We start from the raw sequence: 16,420 nt of genomic DNA, 5'->3' as shown, positions 1-16,420 counted from the left end.
GTGTCGGGGGCCGGGGCGGCGCAGGGCGATCCGGTGGCGCAGCGCGATCTGGTGCACGATGTGGCGGGCGCCGCCCTGACCTGGGTGTGCGACAACCGTTCCGGCTTCGTGCTCCCCGCTGACGTCCTCGAGCCGTATACGGACGTCAACCACACCCTGAAACCACTCGGCGAGCTGGCGCAGCTGTGCACCACGGTCCGCCGTCGCACCGGTCCCGGCGACCGGCTGCACACCGTCGCCGCCTCGCTCGTACGGTTCGCCTGGGAGCAGACCGGTGCGGGTGAACTGCTGCTGGACCTGTTGCGCGCCGAGCCGTTCGCCACGTACCCGTTCGAGATCTACGCGGCCTTCGCCGGGGACGGCCTGCGGCACCAGGGTTTCGAGCGCCTCGCCGGCACCATCGCCGCCACCCGCGGCTGGGCGTTCACCGAGCAGCATGCCAACCGCAGGCTGGGGCTGCTCAACTCCGAGCGACGCATCGGGCTTCCGCTGCACACCGACATGGAACCGGCGCTGCGCCGCACCTGGCTCGGCGGGCTGCCCGAGCCCTGGACGTTCGAGCGGGCGTCGGGATACGCCCTCACGCATGCGGCGTTCCACGTCACCGACTGGGGCACCGCACCCCACCGCATGCCGCACGACGTCGCCGGTTACCTCGGCAGCTGGCTGCCGGCCTGGATCGACGGCTGCTTCGAGGGCGGGCAGTGGGACCTGGGCTGCGAGCTGCTGGCCGTCGGCGCCTGTCTGCCCGCGCCTCCGCCGGCGGCACTGGTGGAGACCTGGTGGCCGGTCATCGCGGCGGTGCAGGACTCGGCGGGGGCGGTGCCGGAGACCGGGCCGCCGCCGCAGGCCGGCGAAGGACGGGACGGGCGGGCCGGTGAAGCGCCCCGCACATTCCTGAACTGCTACCACTCGACGCTGGTGACGGCCTTCGCCGCCGCCCTCACGCTTGCCCGCATGGACTCCACTGCCCGTAACCAAGACCCCGACAACCGCAACCAACACCCCGACCGGTCCCCGGCCTTCGACATGGCCGGCCGTCGGGACGGAGGCGCCGTATGACCGGCATCCAGCAGATCCACGGTGTCGGATCGCGCGCCCTGGACTGGCTGTACAGCCACCGGGACGGTTTTCGGCTGGAGGAGCACCCCGAACCCGGCGTCGGGATGCTGGAGCGCTTCAAGCCGCTCGGGGAGCTGGCCCTGATCACGAAGGTCATCTTCCGCGAGGGCGTCGCGGGGTCACAACAGGCCGCGACGGCACGGAAGTTGCTGGACCACGCCTGGCACCAACTGTTGGACTCCGGCGCCAGGCTCGTCGAAGGCCAGCGCCACGAACCGCTGTCGCCGGTGCCCTGGGAGGTCTACGTACCTTTCAAGGAACTCGGCTACAGCAGCCCCGGCATCGAGACCGCCGCCCACCTCAACCACCGTCTCGGCAGTTGGGCGGCGCTGGAGGTGATGCCGAACCGCCGGCTCGGGATCTCCGCCATGGAGCGGCGGTACGGTCTGCGACCCAGCCTTCCGCAGGACGAGGCGTTCGACCGCACCTGGCTCGCCCGCAGCCCGGAGCCGTGGACCGTGGAGGGCCACATCGGCTACGACATCACGCACACGGTCTTCCACCTGACCGACTGGGGCGAGAACCCGTCCGGTCTGCCGCCGGCCGTTGCGGACTATCTGGCGACCTGGCTGCCGGTCTGGCTGGACGACTGGCTCGACCTCGAACGATGGGACCTGCTGGGCGAGTTGCTGGTTGTCGATGCCTGCCTGCCCGAGCCGACCCTGGACGCGACGGCCTGGCAGGGCTTCGCCGCCGCCCAACAGCCCGACGGTGCGATGCCCGCCATCGGAGCGATGCCCGAGGGAGACCCCGAGTCGGTCTTCGACATCGTCTACCACCCGACCCTGGTGGCCGCGTTCGCCTCCGCGCTGGCGGTCTCCCGCGCCATGACGGATCTGGCCACGCCGTCCGCGACCGCGTCATGACGGTGACAGCGACGGCGGGTCGCGCCCGGACCGGCATGGCGGGCCGCCTGGCCGCCGCTGCGCAGGCCGTCGACGCGCCCGGCATCGTCATCGCGGTCAGCCGCCGGGGCCACCGCACCGTCCACTGCGGCGGCGCCGCTCCTCCCCCGCTCGTCCCCCGGGACCAGCAGCGATACGAGATCGGCTCGGCGTCGAAGACCTTCGCCGGCCTCCTGCTGGCCGAGCTGGTCCGGACCGGCCGCCTGTCCTACGACGACATCGCGGCCGACCAGCTGGCAGCCGGGCACCCGGCCACCGCGCCCCGGGAACGGAGCCGGAACCGCGACCGCGACCGGGACCGGAACACGGCGACGCTGCGGCACCTGATCACGCACACCGCCGGGCTGCCCTCGCTGCCCGCCGACTTCTACCCGCAGGCGGTCCGCCGCTGGTCCACCGACCCGTACCGGGGTTACCCCGCCGAACGGGTGGTCGCCGCGTTCCTCCGTCACCGCCCGCGCCACCGCCCGGGCACCCGCTGGCACTACTCCAACTTCGGCGCCTCGGTACTCGGCCACGCCCTCGCCGCCGCCACCGGAACCCCTTGGGAGGAGCTGCTCGGCCACCATGTGCTGGGCCCGCTCGGCCTGACCGGCACCCGTCTGCACCCGGAGACGCCGGGGGCCGGCGCACCCGCCGACGCACCCCGTACGGACGCCTGCGGGCACCGCCCGGACGGCGTCACCCCCGTGCCGGGGCTCGCCATGGGCGGCTTCCAGCCGGCCGGCGCCGTACGCGCGACGCCCGGCGACCTCCTCACGTACCTGGAAGCACACCTGGACCCGTCCGGCGCCCCGCCGGCCGGCACCTCGCTGGCCGACGCGCTGCACGCGGTCCGCCGGCCGCTGCTGCGCCGTGGGCAGGGGCATCGCCACACCCACACCCTCACCTGGTTCCAGCACCCCACCCCGCAGGGCCCCCTCTACTTCCATGCGGGCGCCACCACCGGCCAGCAGGCCTTCATCGGCTTCCGCCCCGACACCCGTACGGCAGTGGCGGCCGTGTGCACGCGCCGGGTCCGCCTCCTCCGCGACACGTTCATCGCCACGGCGTACGCACTCCTCAGCGACATCGACTGACGGACCGAATCCCGGACACGGGCACACGGCGCCCCCGAGGAATCGCTGCACCGGATACGGCTGCTCGGCCTCACCGGTCCGGCCCGCTGGGACGACCCGCACTGGCCGAACCACCGCTACTGATCCGTTCCCGGTAGCGAGGGCCGCCGGGCGAAGAACACGAACTCGCGACCCGGCCGATCCGGCGCGCCACGGATCTCCTCGACGGTGTACCCACTCGCGGCGAGGTCCGCCGCCACCTCGTCGCGCTCCCGGAAACGCAGGGTCGAGTCGGAGGTCAGTACCTGTCCGTCCACAGCGAACGCCCAGGTATGACGGAAGGTCACCAGCGGCCCGTCGACCTCCATGAGCTCCACCCAGGTCTCGACCGCGCCGACGCCCGGGATCTCGGTAACCCGGTGCGACTCCGCACGGTTCCACTCCTCCCACCCTCGTCTCGCCGGGTCGCGGGTCTCGAAGACCAGGTAACCGCCGGGCCGCAAGGCGTCATGGGCGCCGCGCAACGTCCCGGCCCAGTCCGACGGGTCGACGATCGCCTGGGCGACGTTCCCGGTCATCGTGGCGAGGTCCACCCGCATCGCGGGCAGGGCCGTCGCATCACCGCGGACCCAGCGCACCCGCTCGCCGCCCGGCTTGGCGCGCGCCACGTGGAGTGACGCGCCGGCCGGGTCGACGGCGGTGACCTCGATGCCCCGGTCGGCCAGCAGCAACGCGAAGACGCCGGTGCCGCAGCCGATGTCCAGTACTCGGCGCGCCCCGAGCTCCTCCGTGATGGCGAGGTATCCGTCGAGGTCACCGCGGTCGGAATCGAGCGGGTCATAGACCGCGGCCAGCCGCGGGTGCTCGAATATGTCGTCAGCCATGCGGCCCACGGTACGGCGGCCGTGCACCACGCCCGCCTCGTTCGCGCAGCCTCGGTGAGCCGTCATCCGCCGCAGGGTGTTCCCGAGGTGACGGGCATACGCTCGCTGGAGCACCGGGACCAGCAGGCCCGCGAGCCGGGTGTACCAACAGCCCGGCCGGCTGAAGGCGGTGACGCTGAACCAGACCGTTCCGTCCGGTGCGAGCTCGACGAGGAACGACTCCTCGCCGCACTCCGGATGGCCGGCGCGGGTCCCGTACGCGAAGCCGATCCGTTCTCTCCCGTACGCCGTCCAGACCACCTCGCACGGGGCGTGGAAGCGCAATCGCCCGAGGCCGAGGGAGACCGTGACGTGCGCACCGGTCTCGACGACTGAGCTCCTTGCCTCCACCCGGGCCCCGGACCGCCGGTGCATCCGCCAGGTGGTGACGGCCGCACCCGCCGCCTCGAAGACGTCCCGGCCCCGCCCTATCCGGGTGCGGTGGTGCAGATGGTGGTAGCCGTGCGGCAGCGGGATGTGCCGGGTGGCGCCGGTTTCGCGGTAGTTGAGCGTGCTCATTCGGCTGTCTCCTCCGTTGCCTTGATGCGTCGCCAGGCCAGCACCGAACAGAGTGCGAAGCCCAGGGCGTTGCCGATGCCGTGCGTGGCGGCCATCCAGGCCACCGTCGGGTGGGGAATTCCGGCCGCCTCGCCCAGCGCCCAGCTCAGCGCCAGCAGCATGGTCACGACCAGCACCGCCGAGGCGGTGGCCAGCAGGGTGCGGGTGAGCGGGTCCGGGCCGGCCCTGCGGATGTCGCGCCAGGTCACCAGCGAGACGGCCCACATTCCGGCGGTCAGCACCAGAGCCCCTGCCAACTCCACCCAGTCGTCGACGAAGTACCCGGCCAGGACGAGCAGCGTGCCGAGCGGGACGCTCAGCGCCGCGAGCCTCCCCAGCGGGCCCGGGGCCGCCCGGCAACACAGCCCCGCCACCAACGCCGCCGCGAACCCCGCGAAGTGGAAGTGCGGCACGGTCAGCGCCAGGATCCGCAGGTCGAAGCCGAGGAGTTGATGGCCCCCGCGCTCGGCGATTAGGGCCAGCGCTGCGACGGACGGGGTCACGAGCGCCGTGAGCGTCGCGATCTCGGCCGGCGCGAGCGAGCAGCGGGTCCTGGCCAGTCGCAGCGGAGCCTGGAGCGCGAGCAGCAGTGTCGCCACGGCATACCCGGCGGCGAAGGCCGCCGCGACGGGGCCGCGCGGCAGCCACAGAGATGCGGCGCCGGACGCCGCGGCGAGCGGCCAGAGCCGGCCCACCGAACCGAGGTGCGGATCGTCGAGCAGCCGCAGCCCCACCGGAACGACGATCAGCATGCCGAGCATCACGATGAGATCGACCAGTACGGACATCAGACCCCCCCTTTTGAACATGTTCAACGGCCGTGAGCCTACGAGGATTTTTGAACATGTTCAAGCCCGATCGCCCGACGACGGGTCCCGGCTCCGCCCTGTCCGGAAAAGCGGTTGCCACGGCCTCGTACCGTCACAGGTGTGACAGACATCGACAGCTTGCTCATGGCCTACGACGAGCAGATGCGGGGAGCGCCTCCCCACCCGCCCACCGGAGTGACGTACGAGCAGGACGGTCCGCTGCTCCGCGTTGTCGGCCAGTTCCGCGGCTTGGTCAGCGCGCCGCGCGACATCGGGGCACGCGGCGCCGAACTCGACCGCCTGATCGCCCGGCAGCGTGACCACTTCGCCGCCCGCGGCGAGGCGGTCGAGTGGAAAATTCGCGGTCACGACCAACCTGCCGACCTCACCGACCGCTTGCTGGCCGCCGGCTTCCTCCCGGAAGAGCAGGAGACGGTCCTCATCGGCCTCGCCGAGGAGATGTCCGCGCCGGTGACTCTGCCGGGCGGCGTCGCCGTCCGCCAGGTCACCGCGGACGCCGACATGCACCGCATAGCCGCGATGGAATCCGCGGTCTGGGGCCAGGACTGGAGCTGGCTCGGCCACGACCTGATCGCCCGCGTGTCGGCCGCCCCGGACGAAATCGCCGTCATGGTCGCCGAAGCGGACGGTGAGGTGGTCGCGGCAGCCTGGCTGGTGTTCCGGGCGGGAACCGAATTCGCCGGCCTGTGGGGCGGCTCGACGCTGTCCGCCTGGCGGGGCCGGGGGATCTACCGCGCGCTGGTCGCCGCCCGCGCCGAACTCGCCGTGGCCCGCGGCGTCAGGTTCCTCCAGGTGGACGCCTCCGACGACAGCGCCCCGATCCTGCGCCGACTCGGCTTCCGGGCGGTGACCACCACCACGCCCTACGTCTGGTCGCCACCCCAACGCTGAGCCGGCCGAACGGCGGACCGCGGCGCGGAGAAGCGTCCACCCCGACGCGCCGGAGCAGTCGGGCCGATGCACAGCAGTGCCTCAGTAGGCTGACGCGTCGAGCAAAGGAGCACCGCACATGAGCTTCCGCATCGAGGCGATCACCCGCGAGGAACATCTGGCCTTCATTACGGCCATGCCCTCGGCCAGTCACATGCAGGTCCCTTCCTGGGGTGATGTGAAGCCGGACTGGCGGGCGGAGAGTCTGGGCTGGTTCGACGGCAACGACCGTCTCGCCGGTGTGGGGCTGGTGCTGTTCCGGCCGTTGCCGAGGCTCAAGCGGTACCTCGCCTATCTGCCCGAAGGCCCGGTCATCGACTGGGACGCACCGGAGCTTCCGCGATGGCTGGAGCCCATGCTCACGTATCTGAAGGCCCAGGGCGCCTTCTCGGTGCGGATGGGGCCGCCCGTCGTCGCTCGCCGGTGGAACGCCGAGGCGGTCAAGGCCGCGATCGCCGACCCGCGGGCCAGGCGTCTGCGTGATGCCGAGGCCACCGCGCAGGAGCCGCGGGCCTTCGATATCGCCGACCAGCTACGGCGGATGGGCTGGCAGCAGACCGAGCCCGGCGGCGAGGACGGCTTCGCCGCCGGTCAGCCGCGGTATGTGTGCCAAGTCCCGTTCGCCGGCCGCTCGCTGGAGGACATCGAGCGTGGCCTCAACCAGCAGTGGCGCCGCAACATCAAGAAGGCCGAGAAGGCAGGCGTCAAGGTGGTGCTCGGCAGCTATGACGATCTGCCGGTCTTCCACGACCTCTACGTGGAGACTGCCCAGCGCGACGGGTTCATCCCGCGTCCACCGGCCTACTTCCAGCGCATGTGGACCGCGCTGACGGCGGAGGACCCCCGCCGCATGCGGCTCTACCTCGCCCATCACGAGGGCGAAGTACTCGCAGCGGCGACGATGCTGACCGTCGGTGAGCACGCCTGGTACTCCTACGGGGCCTCCACCAGCCGAAAGCGCGAGGTCCAGCCGAACAACGCGGTGCAGTGGCGGATGATGTCCGATGCTCATGAGCTCGGCGCGAGCATCTACGACTTCCGCGGCATCACCGACACCCTCGAGGAGAGCAACCACCTGCTGGGCCTGCTCCGGTTCAAGGTCGGCGCCGGTGGTCAGGCCGTGGAATACCTCGGTGAGTGGGACTTTCCACTCAACAAACTCCTGCACAAGGCCCTCGGCCTCTACATGTCCCGCCGCTGATGGACGTCCTCGTGGGACCGCGCACGGCCAGCGTGGCCGCCGTCGTCCTGGATCCCAACAGGGGCCCGGCCACCGCCGTTCAGCGCTCGGCCTGACACGTACCGGGTCGGACCGTCAGCTTCCGGGTCCCGGTGGCACGGCTTTCAGTCCGTCGAGGACCAGGTCGAGGAGTCGTTCGGCCTGCTCCCGCTGTTCGGGTCTCGCCGAGGTGAGGGCGATCCCGGCGAGGGCGGCGAACATGTCGGTCGGGCGGATGTCGGAGCGGATCGTGCCTGCGGCAGTGCCCGCGTTCATGAGTGCCGAGAGGGCGCTCTGGATCATCTCGTGGCTGTCGACGTAGGGGTCGGATCCGGAAGCGACGACGGCTCGCAAGGCGTCGGCCATGCCGAATTTCGCGGTGACGTAGTCGATGAAGCGGCGCGTCCAGGCACGCAGGGCCTCGTCGGGCGGCAGCGTCGCCAGGAGGGCGGGGGCGGCGTCGCACAGCCGGGCGACTTCGTTCCGGTAGGCCGCCTCGATCAGGGCTTCCCGGGTGGGGAAGTTGCGATACAGGGTGCCGGTTCCCACGCCCGCTTCCCGGGCGATGCGCTCGAAGTGAGCATGCAGCCCTTCCTCGCTGAACACGCGCACAGCGGCAGCCAGAATCCTGTCCCGGTTGCGCTGCGCGTCGGCCCTCAGTGGGCGTTCCGCGTCTCGGGCCATCAGCGGCACTCTCCTCATCATCATTTGCTAAGTGGAGGCACGCCCACTTAATCTGGCACAAGTGGCGGCCCCTCCACTTTCACTGTAGGTCACAGACGTGGGCTGCTCTCGTTCCCCTTCTGGAAGGACTCTCGGTTATGTCCGGAATCCAAGGCAAGGTCGTCGCGATCACAGGTGCCAGCAGTGGCATCGGAGAGGCGGTCGCGGTCCTGCTCGCCGAGCGCGGCGCGAAGGTCGTCCTCGGGGCGCGGCGACCGGACCGTCTTGCGGCTCTGGCCGCCCGCATCGAACGAGCCGGCGGTGAAGCCGCCTGGGCTCGTACGGATGTGACGCGGCGCGCGGACCTGTCCGGTCTCGTCGAGCTGGCACGCGAGCGGTACGGCAAGCTCGACGTCCTCGTGAGCAACGCCGGAGTCGGTTTGATCTCCCCCCTGGACGACCTGCGCGTCGAGGACTGGGAGGAGATGATCGACGTCAACCTCAAAGGGGTGTTGTACGGGATCGCCGCGGCCCTGCCGGTTTTCCGGGAGCAGGGCTTCGGGCATTTCGTCAACACGGTGTCCACCGCTGGACTGCGCATCGTGCCGCTGCAGTCGGTGTACGCCGGCACGAAGAACGCCGTGCGCACCATCTCCGAGGGGCTGCGCCAGGAGGCCGGCGACAGTCTGCGCGTGACAGTCGTCTCCCCGGGCTTCGTCCGTACGGACTTCGCAGACCACATGGATCCGGCGGTGAAGGCCCGGCTCGCCGATATGAAGGACATCGCCATCCCGCCGGAGGCGGTGGCCCGCACGATCGCCTTCGCCATCGAGCAGCCGGACGGTGTCGACGTGGGGGACATCGTCGTTCGTCCCACCGCGCAGGCTTAACCCTCGCTGCCCACCGGCAGTCCCCCGAGCCACTCGGTCAGCAGCCGGTTGATCTCGGCCGGCCGTTCCTGCTGGATCCAGTGGCCGCAGTCGTCGAGGAGGTGCGAGGAGACCAGGCCGGGCAGCGTGGTGGGGTACGCCTTGATCGCGTCGGTCAGCCAGGTGGTGGAGGCGTCCAGGGCGCCGCCGACGAAGAGGGACGGCTGGGTGACGGGGGCGCCGTCGAAGTCGGCCAGGTCCTCCCAGTCCCGGTCCATGTTCCGGTAGCGGTTGAGCGGTCCCGTGATGCCGGTCCGCTCGAACTCCGCGGCGTACACGTCGAGGTCCTCCTCGCTCAGCCAGCCGGGCAGCCGACCGGCCGGGAAGCGGTCCCGCAACTTCCCGCCGCGGCCCACGAAGTGCGGGTTCGGGGCGTCGGGGGCGGGCATGGTGTCGGCGGGAAGCGCGGCGTAGATGCCCGCGAGCCAGCCGCGGACGTCGGGCTCGACCTCGGCTTCGGCCCGGCCGGGCTGCTGGAAGTACGAGACGTAGAACTCGTCGTCCCCGCCCACCCGCGTGAAGACGTCGGTGGGTCGCGGGCCGCCGCGCGGGGTGTACGGCACGCTCAGCAGGCCAACCGCCCGGAACACGTCCGGCCTGAGCAGCGCGGAGTTGGCGGCGATGGGCGAGCCCCAGTCGTGGCCGACGATCGCCGCGGACTGCTCGCCGAGCGCGTGCACGACGGCGACGTTGTCCTCCACCAGGTCGAGCATCCGGTAGGCCGCCGGGTCCGCGGGCTTGGAGGAGCGGCCGTAACCGCGTACGTCGACGGCTACCGCGCGGTACCCGGCCGCCGACAGCGCCGGCAACTGGTGGCGCCAGGAGTACCAGGACTCCGGGAAACCGTGCACCAGCAACACCAGGGGCCCGGTGCCCTGTTCCACCAGGTGGATACGGCCGGCGGGCGAGGGGACCGACCGGTGAGTGACGTCCAGGGCGTGCCGTGACATGAGGCCTCCGGTGTTCTCGTAACTGCTGTGCACGAGGGCAGAGGTCGATCATGCGGGCAGCGGCGCGCCCGACGCGAGTCCTGTTGCCGTTTCGACAAACCGCGAAGGCCTGCCGTGCGGCGGCCGGGGGCGGGTAGCTCCCCGAGGCTCGACGGTTTCCGGGCCGTCGCCGCGGCCTTCGGCCGCACCGTACGCCAGGAGCCCGACCTCAACCGCCGGCTCACCCTTCCGCAGTACCCCTGGTCACCGCCGGAGCCGGTCACCTGGAGCGTGCGACGCGTAGTGCTCCAGGTCTTCCGTGAGATCGCGCATCACAGTAGCCACGCGGACATCATCCCCGCGGGCTATGACGGGGTAACCGCGTCCGCCCGTTCGGACGGGGTGACGGCGTCGTCCGATCCGCTGCCGCCGCCGCTCACCCGGTCGCGGATCAGCGCGACGGCCACCACCAGCACGGCGGCCAGCACCGAGAGGATGACCTGCTTGCGTCCGGCGGGGTCGGTGAGCATGTAGACGAGCACGAACGAGATGACGCCGATGGTCGCCCAGGTCAGGTACGGGAAGAGCCACATCCGCACCACCAGGCGCTCCGGGTTCTCGCGGAGGATGATCCCCCGCATCCGCAGCTGGCTGAAGCAGATCACCAGCCACACGAACAGCGCGATCGCGCCCGAGGAGTTCAGCAGGAACAGGAAGACGGTGTCCGGCCACAGGTAGTTGAAGCCGACGGCGACGAAACCGAAGGCGACCGACGCCAGGATGGCGGTCTGCGGGACGCCCCGGCCGCTGGTCCGCGCGAAGGCCCGGGGGGCGTCACCGCGTCGGCCGAGCGAGAAGGCCATCCGGGAGGCCGTGTAGAGACCGGAGTTCAGGCAGGACAGCACGGCCGTCAGCACGACCACGTCCATGACCTGGCCGGCATGCGGGATACCCATCGCGTCCAGAGCGGCAACGTAGGAACCGCTCTTGAGGATCGCCGGGTCGTCCCACTTGAGGAGGGACACCACGACGAAGATCGAGCCCAGGTAGAAGACGGCGATCCGCCAGATCACGCTGTTGGTGGCCTTGGCGACCGCGCGCCGCGGGTCCTCGGACTCGGCGGCGGCGAGGGTGACGATCTCGCTGCCCATGAACGAGAAGACGACCAGCAGCACGCCGGTGAGAATCGCCCCCGGCCCGTTGGGCAGGAAGCCGCCGTGCCCGGTGAGATTGCCCAGTCCGCTCGCCGCGTGCGAGGTGCCGGGGAGCACGCCGAAGATCGCCAGGGCGCCGAGCAGGATGAACACGGCGATCGCGACCACCTTGATGCCTGCGAACCAGAACTCGAACTCGCCGTAGGAGCTGACCGAGGCCAGGTTACTGACGGTGAGGACGATCATCACGATGAGCGCCCACCCCCACTGCGGAACCGCCGGCACCCAGCCTTCGAGGATCTTGGCGCCCGCGGTGGCCTCGACGGCCAGCACGACCACCCAGAAGAACCAGTAAAGCCAGCCGATGGAGAAACCCGCCCAGCGGCCGATGGCCCGGTCGGCGTAAGCGGAGAAAGAACCGGACGACGGGTTGGCCGCGGCCATCTCGCCCAGCATGCGCATCACGAGGACGACCATCGCACCGACCAGGGCGTAGGACAGCAGGATGCCGGGGCCGGCCGCGGCGATGCCGGAGCCGGAGCCGACGAACAGGCCGGCGCCGATGACACCACCGATCGCGATCATCGACAGGTGGCGGTTCTTGAGTCCGGCCTGCAGACCGGACTCAGCGGAGACCTTGTCGGTTTCCGGGGGCGGCGAAGCTATGGGGGTGCTCGTCGGTCGCGCGCTCATGCACAGTCCTTAAGCCGAGGGATTGGGGAGCATCGGTCTGTCGGGCCGGCCCGCGTGCCGGGGGCATCGCGGGGACGGCGTTGTGCGTAAGGACCTGCCGCCAGGCGGCCGGGGCGACGACGCCTGGCGGACATGTTTCGCCAGGGGGTGGCCTGGCGATTCGTCATCGGGTCTAGCAGAAGTTAGGAGTGCGGCTTCCCCGACACCATAGACATATGCACCATGCCCTGACCTGCTGGTTGTACAAATGCTCAGTTGCGGGGGCGGCTCCCGGAGGGTATAGCGCGTTGGCGGTCCGGGCCGCCCCCACGGACCGCGCCCGGCCTTCCGCGCCGGCAGCCGCCCCGTAGCCGGTGTGGTTGAGCGAGCCGGCGACCTGGCCGATGGCTCAGGTCTCGTCCGCCCGCGGCGCCCGCACCGCCCGGAACAGCTCACGGTGCGCGGTGGCCGGGTGGTCGGCCGACAGATGCAGCCGCTCGGCGGTCAGCGACGATCCGTCCGCGAGCCGCAGCTCGACCGGCTCGTCCAGTTCCAGAGTGATCTCGGCCGTCCCGGCCACCGTGCACAGCACCGAGCCGCTCCTGCCCGGCACCGGCCGTACGCCACGGCCCTTCGCCGACACGAACTCACGGCGGACCGCGGCCACCCGGGACAGCGGCAGCAGGAGCTCGTCGTAGAGCCCGGCTCTGATCCGCAGGGTGCGGGCGGTCAGCCGGTGCGGATGGCGCCGGGTGACGGCGGAGAAGGCGACGCACAGGTCGATCATCAGCGCCAGCCACACCAGGTGAAACGGTCGCCAGGCGGGCGGAATCATCGACACGTCCATCAGCGCCTCGACGCACAGCTCCCCACCGACCACCAGGAACACGCTGGTACGCAGCGCCGACGAGTGACCGATGACCGTCTCCCCCGGCCCCCCGCACGGCCGTCTCCCCAGCGCCGCCGCCATGTCCCGCACCGTCTGCCCGACCAGCCCTCGCCGCCCGCTGATCCTGATCGCCGTCATGCTGTGGCCCTCCCCCGCACGGACTGCGTACCTCATCAGAACACGAGTGCGTCACCGCGGACCCGGCGGCCCGATGAGGGGTGCTGCGCATTAGCCTCGGACCTATGGCAAACATCTCCGCAGCAGCCGTAGCAGCCACCGGTCTCGTCGGTGGTTACGCCGTCGCCCGCTGGACCAAGAAGCGCCCCCTCGGCGGGGTCGCGCTCGCCGCCGCCGGCGCTGTCGCCGCCCGGCGGTGGCAGCAGCAGGCCGGTACCGGGAAGGCGGCGGCCCTCACCGGTGTGTATCTGGCCGCCTTCGGCGGGTCCCACCCGCTTGCGAAGAAGATCGGCGCCTGGCCGGCGGTGTTCTCGGTGGCGGCCGCGGTGGCCGTCGCGGCGACGGTGGTGACCCGGGGCGGGCCGGGCGGGCACAGCGCGTAGCCGGGGTCAGCCGAAAAAGCGTTGCCCGGGCGGCGGAGCGGCTGGCAGGCTTCGGGCCATGTCCGACACGGCTGCCCACGGGTCCAGCACGTCCGCCGCATCGAGCACCTCCGGCGCCCCCGGCAGGTCCGAGGACGCGCACGGGGTGGCCGCGCTGTTCTCACGCGGGCGGCTGACGACGATCCCGCGGAAGACGGCGCGCCGTGAGCAGTTGCTCGCGCACCTCACCGAGACGCTGTTCGAGCCGGACCGGACGTACAGCGAGCGCGAGGTCAACGAGGCGCTGCTCACCGTGCACGAGGACTGCTCGGCGCTCCGCCGCTACCTGGTCGATGCGGGGCTGCTGGTGCGGCCCCGGGACGGCAGCAGCTACCGCCGGGCGGGCCGGCCGGCGTACTAGCCGCCCGCCGCCTGCGATACGGCGTAGATCACCAGACCGACCAGCGCCCCGACCACCGTGCCGTTGATCCGGATGAATTGCAGGTCACGGCCGATGTGTGCCTCGATCTTGCGTGAGGTCTGCTCGCCGTCCCAGCCGGCCACGGTGTCCGAGATCAGCGAGGTGATCTCACCGCGGTAGGTCGTGACCAGGTACGCCGCCGCGTCCTCCACCCAGCCCTCGAGCTTGCGCTGGAGCCGCTCGTCGGTGGTCAGCCGCGCGCCCAGGGACAGCAGCGAGGCACGCGCCCGCAGCCGCAGTTCGCTCTGCTCGTCCTCGGCCGCCGAGATGATCATGGCGCGTACCGATGACCAGGCGGAAGCGATCACGTCCTGCACCTCGGAGCGGCCGACCAGGTCCGACTTCAGCCGCTCCACCCGCGCCCGGGTCTCGGTGTCCGACTGCAGATCGGACGCGAAGTCCACCAGGAAGCGGTCCAGCGCGCCGCGCGCCGGATGGGCGGGCATGTCGCGCATCTCCGTGACGAACCGGAGCAGCTCCTTGTAGACCCGGTCACCGATCCGCTTGTCCACGAACCGCGGGGTCCAGCCGGGCGCTCCGCCCTGCACGGCGTCCATCACCGAGTCGCCGTGCAGGATCAGCCAGTCATGGGCGCGGGAGCAGATCAGATCCACGACCCGCCGGTGGCCGCCGTCCGCGACGATCTTCTCCAGCATCTTTCCGGCCCCGGGCGCGACCTCTGCGGCCTCCGCGCGCCGGGTGATCGCCTCGCCGACCACCGCCTGGACGTCCGAGTCGCGCAACACGGTCAGCGCGCCGCGCAGCGCCGTCGACAGTTCCGCGGTCACCCGGTCGGCGTGCTCCGGTTCGGCCAGCCAGGCACCCAGCCTGCGGCCGATGCCGACGGCGCGCAGCCGAGCCCGTACAACATCTTGTGACAGAAAATTTTCCCCGACGAAGGAACCAAGTGACGCTCCGAGCTGATCCTTCTTGTTGGGGATGATCGCGGTATGAGGAATGGGGAGGCCAAGTGGTCGGCGGAAGAGTGCCGTCACGGCGAACCAGTCCGCCATCGCGCCGACCATTCCCGCCTCCGCGGCCGCCGCGACGTATCCCGCCCAGGAACCGGCCCCGGTGTGACCCGCCCAAGTGGCAAGTACGAAAATGAGAGTGACCATCAGGAGAAGCCCGGTGGCCGTCGCCTTCATGCGGCGGACACCCCGGCGTTTCTCCTCGTCGGCCGCGCTGTAGGCGATGGAGCCCAGCGGGGCAACACCTGTGACGCTCTCCGTCGCGGCTTCCCGCTCTGTACGTTCCATCAGCTCCGCCTGCTCCGCCCGTCCACGCACCTGCACCATCCCCGTACGTATTGTCCCTGCCAGAGCTACTCCTGGGACGCACGTCGAGTTCCCGAGGAGAACGACCGCTCATGACCAGGCGCCGTGGTTACGCCCTGCTCGCCGCTCTCGCGGCGGTGGTGACGCTGATTTCGGTAGGCATCTTCACCATGGTGAGGACGCCGGCCACCACCGTCACCGCCGGATCGTCCGGTTCGACCGGCTCTTCGTCGGGTGTGTCGTCCGGCGTTCCGGCGTCCGGCACCTGGACCGGCACCTGGGCGGCGGCCCCCGTCGGCCCGGAACCCGGTACGCCGAACGGGCTTCCCGGCAGCACCATCCGTAACGTCGTGCACACCAGCATCGGCGGCTCGATGGCCCGCATCACCCTCTCCAACCTCTTCGGCACCCGCCCGCTGAAGATCACCCAGGCGTCCATCGCGGCCGACGGCGTGCTGCGCGCGGTCACCTTCGACCGCCGCGGCTACGTCACCATCCCGGCCGGCGGCCAGACCATCAGCGACGCGATCCGCATCCCGGTCCCGGGCAACCACGATGTGACGGTCTCGCTCTACACGCCCAGCCCGAGCGGCCCGGTCACCTATCACCCGCACGCGCGGCAGATCTCGTACGTCACCACCAACGGCGCCACGGTGGAGAGCCCCTACTGGCGCTACGTCACCGCCCTGGACGTGCACACCTGGCAGGCGAGCGGCGCGGTCGTCGCCCTCGGGGACTCCATCACCGACGGCATCACCTCCACCACCGGAGCCAACCACCGTTGGACCGACGGACTCGCCGAGCGGCTGGACGGCCGGTACGGGGTGCTGAACGAGGGCATCAGCGGCAACCGGGTGCTGCTCCCGGGCATCGGCCAGAGCGGGCTGACCCGCTTCGACCGCGATGTGCTCGGCCGGTCCGGCGCACGGACCGTGATCATCGACCTCGGAGTCAACGACATCCTGCGGCTGCCCCACCAGTTGGACGCCCGGCAGATCACCGACGGCCTGCAGGAGCTGGCCCAGCGGGCGCGGGCCCGCGGGCTGCACGTGGTCGGATCCACGCTGACGCCCTTCGGCGGTCACCCCGGCGTCACGCCGCAGCTCGAAGCGGTACGCGAACAGGTCAACGCCACGATCCGGGCGGGCGGGATCTTCGACACGGTCGTCGACTTCGACAAGGCGCTGCGCGACCCGTACGCACCGCAGCGCCTTCTGCCGCGCTACGACTCCGGGGATCACCTGCACCCGAGCGACGCCGGGTACGGCGCGATGGCCGCGGCCATCGACCTGGACTCGCTGAGCAGGTCCGCTCCGGCGCGGGCCTGACGGCAGCGGGCCGG

General features: G+C 71.1%; 16 protein-coding genes and 2 pseudogenes. 10 read left to right on the top strand and 8 right to left on the bottom strand.

Annotated elements, in window-relative coordinates:
* Positions 1–33: 33 nt before the first annotated feature.
* From AB0436_RS14095 to AB0436_RS14085, 3 genes are read left to right on the top strand one after another with little or no spacing between them, the layout of a single operon-like run.
* The gene (locus tag AB0436_RS14095) at positions 34–1,062 is read left to right on the top strand and encodes a hypothetical protein (RefSeq protein ID WP_366468313.1); all 1,029 of its coding nucleotides are present in this window, start codon (positions 34–36) and stop codon (positions 1,060–1,062) included.
* Positions 1,059–1,988 carry a hypothetical protein gene (locus AB0436_RS14090; protein WP_366468102.1) on the top strand — a complete coding sequence of 310 codons (930 nt, stop codon included), beginning with the start codon at positions 1,059–1,061 and terminating at the stop codon, positions 1,986–1,988. Before AB0436_RS14095 ends, AB0436_RS14090 begins: the two co-directional genes overlap by 4 nt.
* On the top strand, positions 1,985–3,106 hold the full coding sequence (locus AB0436_RS14085; RefSeq protein ID WP_366468101.1) for a serine hydrolase domain-containing protein: 1,122 nt from the start codon (positions 1,985–1,987) through the stop codon (positions 3,104–3,106). The genes AB0436_RS14090 and AB0436_RS14085 overlap by 4 nt, the downstream gene beginning before the upstream one ends.
* 116 nt (positions 3,107–3,222) lie before the next feature.
* Here AB0436_RS14085 and AB0436_RS14080 read toward each other — a convergent pair whose 3' ends face one another.
* The 3 genes and pseudogenes from AB0436_RS14080 to AB0436_RS14070 form a co-directional block, all read right to left on the bottom strand.
* Positions 3,223–3,969 (bottom strand): class I SAM-dependent methyltransferase, encoded by a 747-nt coding sequence (locus tag AB0436_RS14080; protein ID WP_366468312.1) that lies wholly within the window; start codon positions 3,967–3,969, stop codon positions 3,223–3,225.
* A gap of 90 nt (positions 3,970–4,059) precedes the next feature.
* A pseudogene (locus tag AB0436_RS14075) lies at positions 4,060–4,527 on the bottom strand (DUF1990 domain-containing protein); the annotation flags it as partial.
* Positions 4,524–5,354, bottom strand: a complete 831-nt coding sequence (locus AB0436_RS14070; protein WP_366468100.1) for a YndJ family protein — start codon at positions 5,352–5,354, stop codon at positions 4,524–4,526. The pseudogene AB0436_RS14075 and the gene AB0436_RS14070, both read right to left, overlap by 4 nt.
* Positions 5,355–5,495: 141 nt before the next feature.
* Between AB0436_RS14070 and AB0436_RS14065 the strand changes: the two genes are divergently transcribed.
* Positions 5,496–6,287, top strand: a complete 792-nt coding sequence (locus AB0436_RS14065; RefSeq protein WP_366468099.1) for a GNAT family N-acetyltransferase — start codon at positions 5,496–5,498, stop codon at positions 6,285–6,287.
* Positions 6,288–6,405: 118 nt separating this feature from the next.
* On the top strand, positions 6,406–7,527 hold the full coding sequence (locus tag AB0436_RS14060) for a peptidoglycan bridge formation glycyltransferase FemA/FemB family protein (protein WP_366468098.1): 1,122 nt from the start codon (positions 6,406–6,408) through the stop codon (positions 7,525–7,527).
* Positions 7,528–7,641: 114 nt separating this feature from the next.
* On the opposite strand, the gene AB0436_RS14055 is transcribed toward AB0436_RS14060, so the two are convergent.
* On the bottom strand, positions 7,642–8,229 hold the full coding sequence (locus AB0436_RS14055; RefSeq protein ID WP_366468097.1) for a TetR family transcriptional regulator: 588 nt from the start codon (positions 8,227–8,229) through the stop codon (positions 7,642–7,644).
* A gap of 137 nt (positions 8,230–8,366) precedes the next feature.
* On the opposite strand from AB0436_RS14055, the gene AB0436_RS14050 reads away from it, so the two are divergent.
* Positions 8,367–9,098 carry an SDR family oxidoreductase gene (locus AB0436_RS14050; RefSeq protein ID WP_366468096.1) on the top strand — a complete coding sequence of 244 codons (732 nt, stop codon included), beginning with the start codon at positions 8,367–8,369 and terminating at the stop codon, positions 9,096–9,098.
* Here the strand turns inward: AB0436_RS14050 and AB0436_RS14045 are convergent.
* Positions 9,095–10,087 (bottom strand): alpha/beta hydrolase, encoded by a 993-nt coding sequence (locus tag AB0436_RS14045; protein WP_366468095.1) that lies wholly within the window; start codon positions 10,085–10,087, stop codon positions 9,095–9,097. The genes AB0436_RS14050 and AB0436_RS14045 overlap by 4 nt on opposite strands.
* 27 nt (positions 10,088–10,114) lie before the next feature.
* Here AB0436_RS14045 and AB0436_RS14040 point away from each other — a divergent pair.
* A pseudogene (locus AB0436_RS14040) lies at positions 10,115–10,381 on the top strand (hypothetical protein); the annotation flags it as partial.
* A 50-nt stretch (positions 10,382–10,431) separates the two neighbouring features.
* Here the strand turns inward: AB0436_RS14040 and AB0436_RS14035 are convergent.
* Both AB0436_RS14035 and AB0436_RS14030 read right to left on the bottom strand, forming a co-directional pair.
* Positions 10,432–11,913, bottom strand: a complete 1,482-nt coding sequence (locus AB0436_RS14035; protein WP_366468094.1) for an amino acid permease — start codon at positions 11,911–11,913, stop codon at positions 10,432–10,434.
* Between the two features lie 388 nt (positions 11,914–12,301).
* Complete coding sequence (locus tag AB0436_RS14030) at positions 12,302–12,919, bottom strand: hypothetical protein (RefSeq protein WP_366468093.1); 618 nt, start codon at positions 12,917–12,919, stop codon at positions 12,302–12,304.
* Positions 12,920–13,023: 104 nt separating this feature from the next.
* Between AB0436_RS14030 and AB0436_RS14025 the strand changes: the two genes are divergently transcribed.
* Positions 13,024–13,341, top strand: coding sequence for a hypothetical protein (locus tag AB0436_RS14025; RefSeq protein ID WP_366468092.1), 318 nt, complete (start codon positions 13,024–13,026; stop codon positions 13,339–13,341).
* 58 nt (positions 13,342–13,399) lie between these two features.
* Entirely contained in the window at positions 13,400–13,741 is a 342-nt protein-coding gene (locus AB0436_RS14020) for a DUF2087 domain-containing protein (protein WP_366468091.1), read from the top strand.
* Here AB0436_RS14020 and AB0436_RS14015 read toward each other — a convergent pair.
* A complete protein-coding gene (locus AB0436_RS14015) occupies positions 13,738–15,060 on the bottom strand; it encodes a DUF445 domain-containing protein (RefSeq protein ID WP_366468090.1) in 1,323 nt (440 codons plus the stop codon). The two genes, AB0436_RS14020 and AB0436_RS14015, sit on opposite strands and share 4 nt — an antisense overlap.
* A 110-nt stretch (positions 15,061–15,170) precedes the next feature.
* Between AB0436_RS14015 and AB0436_RS14010 the strand changes: the two genes are divergently transcribed.
* Positions 15,171–16,406 carry an SGNH/GDSL hydrolase family protein gene (locus tag AB0436_RS14010; protein ID WP_366468089.1) on the top strand — a complete coding sequence of 412 codons (1,236 nt, stop codon included), beginning with the start codon at positions 15,171–15,173 and terminating at the stop codon, positions 16,404–16,406.
* Positions 16,407–16,420 lie beyond the last annotated feature (14 nt).

Origin of the sequence: Streptomyces sp. NPDC051322, assembly GCF_040689485.1 — a bacterium.
In the GTDB taxonomy this organism is placed as follows: domain Bacteria; phylum Actinomycetota; class Actinomycetes; order Streptomycetales; family Streptomycetaceae; genus Streptomyces.
This window is presented reverse-complemented; position numbering and strand designations above follow the sequence as displayed.